Here is a 2820-nt window from a genome sequence, read left to right as displayed (position 1 = left end):
GGAATACAGTGCTCTATCTGTGTGGCGTGGTGCCAATTTTAGTATTTGCCCCGCTGCTACTGGCAATTTTAGTCAATCAAAAGCTCAAAGGGATGAGCTTTTTTCGGGCGGCTTACTATGTCCCAGTGATTATTTCGATGGTGGTTGCGGGGATTGCTTGGAAATTTATCTATGCTGAAAATGGACTGCTCAATCAGCTCTTACAGGTCGTCGGTATTCCGGCGATTCCGTGGCTGACTAGTCCTGGGTTGGCATTATTTAGCGTCATGCTGGTCACAATTTGGAAGGGATTGGGTTACTACATGACGATTTATTTGGCGGGATTGCAATCGATTCCAGCGGATTTATACGAAGCGGCAGCGATCGACGGATCGGATCGTTATACTAAGCATTGGGATATTACTATTCCCCTGATGCGTCCTTATCTGTTGCTGGTTGCGGTTATTTCCGCGATCGCGGCCACCAAAATCTTTGAAGAAGTCTATGTGATGACTCAAGGTGGCCCGCGCAACAGTTCTAAAACGGTAGTTTATTACCTGTATCAACAAGGTTTTGGGTCTAATAATCCCGATCTGAGCTATGCTTGCACGATCGGCTTAATCTTATTTCTGATTGTGTTTATTCTGTCTCTCATCAATCTTAAAATCTCGCAAAATAATGCTAACTTACCCTGAAAAACTAGCTGGAAGTAAACGCAAATGTTCGCTATATAACTGTGGGACGATCGACTATCAAACGGCGTGGATTTGGCAAAAATCGCTCCAAAAAGAACGCACGATCGACCCAGATCGTGCTGATGCTCTAGTCATTCTCGAACATCCACCCGTATACACGCTCGGCACTGACGCTAGTTTAGAATACTTAAAGTTCGACCATCTCCAGACTGAGTACGAACTATATCGCGTCGAGCGCGGTGGCGAAGTTACATATCACTGTCCGGGTCAAATTATTGCCTATCCCATTCTCAATTTACGCTATTACCAACAAGATTTACACTGGTATTTAAGACAACTAGAAGAAGTTATCATTAGAGTTTTAGCTTTACATAATCTTGCTGGGGAAAGAATTGAGGGGTTAACTGGGGTCTGGGTAGAAGACCGCAAAATTGCGGCGATTGGGATTAAGGTTAGTAGATGGATTACCATGCACGGTTTTGCCCTAAATGTCTGCCCAGATCTGAGCGGCTTCGAGCAGATCGTACCATGTGGCATTGCCGATCGATCTGTGGGCAGTATGGCTGAATTTATCCCAAACATCAATCCTTATTTAGTACGCCAGCAAATTATCCACGTATTTGGTGAAGTGTTTGGGATAGAAATGCTAGAAAGTGAAGAATTTCAAATTTAACGATCGGACGATCGAACATGAATGCGGCTGAAGATTCAAAACAATCAACCTTTGACAAAAGTACAGGCTAAATTTTGATTGACGCTGCGATTGTGTCAGGCAATAGCTAGGTTTAATGCACGATATGTAACAACGCGCTATCCCCAAATAGCTTAGATTTCCCCAGCTATAATGCGAGTTCCAGTGGGTGCTAATGGTGCATCTGCGCGATCGACTGTGACAAATAAACCAGTAGCTTTTGTGCCAAGAGGCGGTACTTGGGGTGGATTAATCGACTGAGAAGCATTTCCTTGTCCATCGGTACGAAATTCACCACAGTAGATAACCTGCTGATTATTTAGGCTCAACCACAACCGATATACCCGATCTACTGGTAAGGGTGGTAAATTTTTAACTGACACCACTACTTCTTGCCACTTTCCGGGTGTAAATAGCACTGTACCGCCAGACGCTCCAGTAGTTTGTGCTGTTAAAGAGACTAGTTTACTATTCGGGCGTTGTAACAAGTTAGCAAGCCGTTCGGGAGTTTGTTGTCTGGCAAAACTGAGGTCTTGTCGCAGTCGGAAATTATCGAGTGATAATGCTGCTGCTGAAATGAGGGCAAAAATAGCGACGATCTTACTCCAGTTCCGTTTTTTTGGCACTGCTACCACTTGACGATCGATCTCCGAGGATTGCAGGACTCGATCGCGCAAATGGGCTGGTGGCTGTAGTTGAGGCACATCTAGGGCAAGACCGCCCAAGACCATCTGTAGTTCTCGCACTTCTTGGCGCAGAGCAGGATTTTCTAACATCATGCGCTCGACCAATTCTATTTCAGATGGCTTTAATTCATCTAGCACATACCCAGCCGCTAGCTCTTTTGTTTCGTCAGAAAGGGTGGAATTTATCATGGTTAATCTATTTCTAATATGTCCACGCCAGCCAAACTTGCCTTGAGTTGCACCAGAGCCTGTCGGAGACGACTTTTGACAACTCCAGGCGTGAGATTCAAAGACTCAGCGATTTGATTGTGACTCAAACCCTGATAATAATTCAGATTGAGGATTTGACGCTGTAATTCTGGTAATGCTTGCATCGCTTGATGGACACTAGTTTGAATTTCAGCCGTTGTCGCGCGTTCTAATGGTGAGGGAGCTGTAGATTCCTCAGTAATAGTTTTCTGCCACCGAGACAAAAAACTAGTAGCAGTAGTCCGCTTCCGAATTTTGTCGATCGCTCTCGATCTCGTCAGTAGTCCTAAAAAACTACTTACAGAGCCGCGATCTGGGTTAAAACTATTATTTTGCCAAAATGTTAAAAAAATATCTTGGGTGAGATCTTCTGCTTCCTGAGCATTTTGCAAAATTTGGTGAGCGATGCTATACACCAACCCAGCATATCGATCGTACAGAACAGTTAGAGCTTGATGCTGACCGAGCCGCAAATTATGCACCAGTTCGGCATCAGGTGAGTTTTTCATAGAGTGTAAAA

The 2820-nt window shown here is 44.5% G+C and carries 4 protein-coding genes; 2 read left to right on the top strand and 2 right to left on the bottom strand.

All coding sequences use genetic code 11. The features are described from left to right. The coding region (locus RMO52_RS07950) for a sugar ABC transporter permease (RefSeq protein ID WP_310412685.1) at window positions 1-674 on the top strand (674 nt) is incomplete at its 5' end. Beyond that, window positions 658-1347, top strand: coding sequence for a lipoyl(octanoyl) transferase LipB (gene lipB, locus RMO52_RS07945; protein WP_310412682.1), 690 nt, complete (start codon window positions 658-660; stop codon window positions 1345-1347). The genes RMO52_RS07950 and lipB, both read left to right, overlap by 17 nt. A gap of 152 nt (window positions 1348-1499) precedes the next feature. Here the strand turns inward: lipB and RMO52_RS07940 are convergent, their stop codons facing one another. Together RMO52_RS07940 and RMO52_RS07935 are read right to left on the bottom strand one after the other, a co-directional pair. Continuing rightward, on the bottom strand, window positions 1500-2240 hold the full coding sequence (locus RMO52_RS07940) for an anti-sigma factor (protein WP_310412679.1): 741 nt from the start codon (window positions 2238-2240) through the stop codon (window positions 1500-1502). A 2-nt stretch (window positions 2241-2242) separates the two neighbouring features. After that, on the bottom strand, window positions 2243-2820 hold a 578-nt coding region (locus RMO52_RS07935), incomplete at its 5' end, for a sigma-70 family RNA polymerase sigma factor (protein WP_310412676.1).

It is taken from the genome of Chamaesiphon sp. OTE_8_metabat_110 (assembly GCF_031382685.1).
Lineage (GTDB): Bacteria > Cyanobacteriota > Cyanobacteriia > Cyanobacteriales > Chamaesiphonaceae > Chamaesiphon.
Note: the sequence above shows the minus strand (reverse complement) of the source record. Positions and strands in the feature narration are given on the sequence as shown.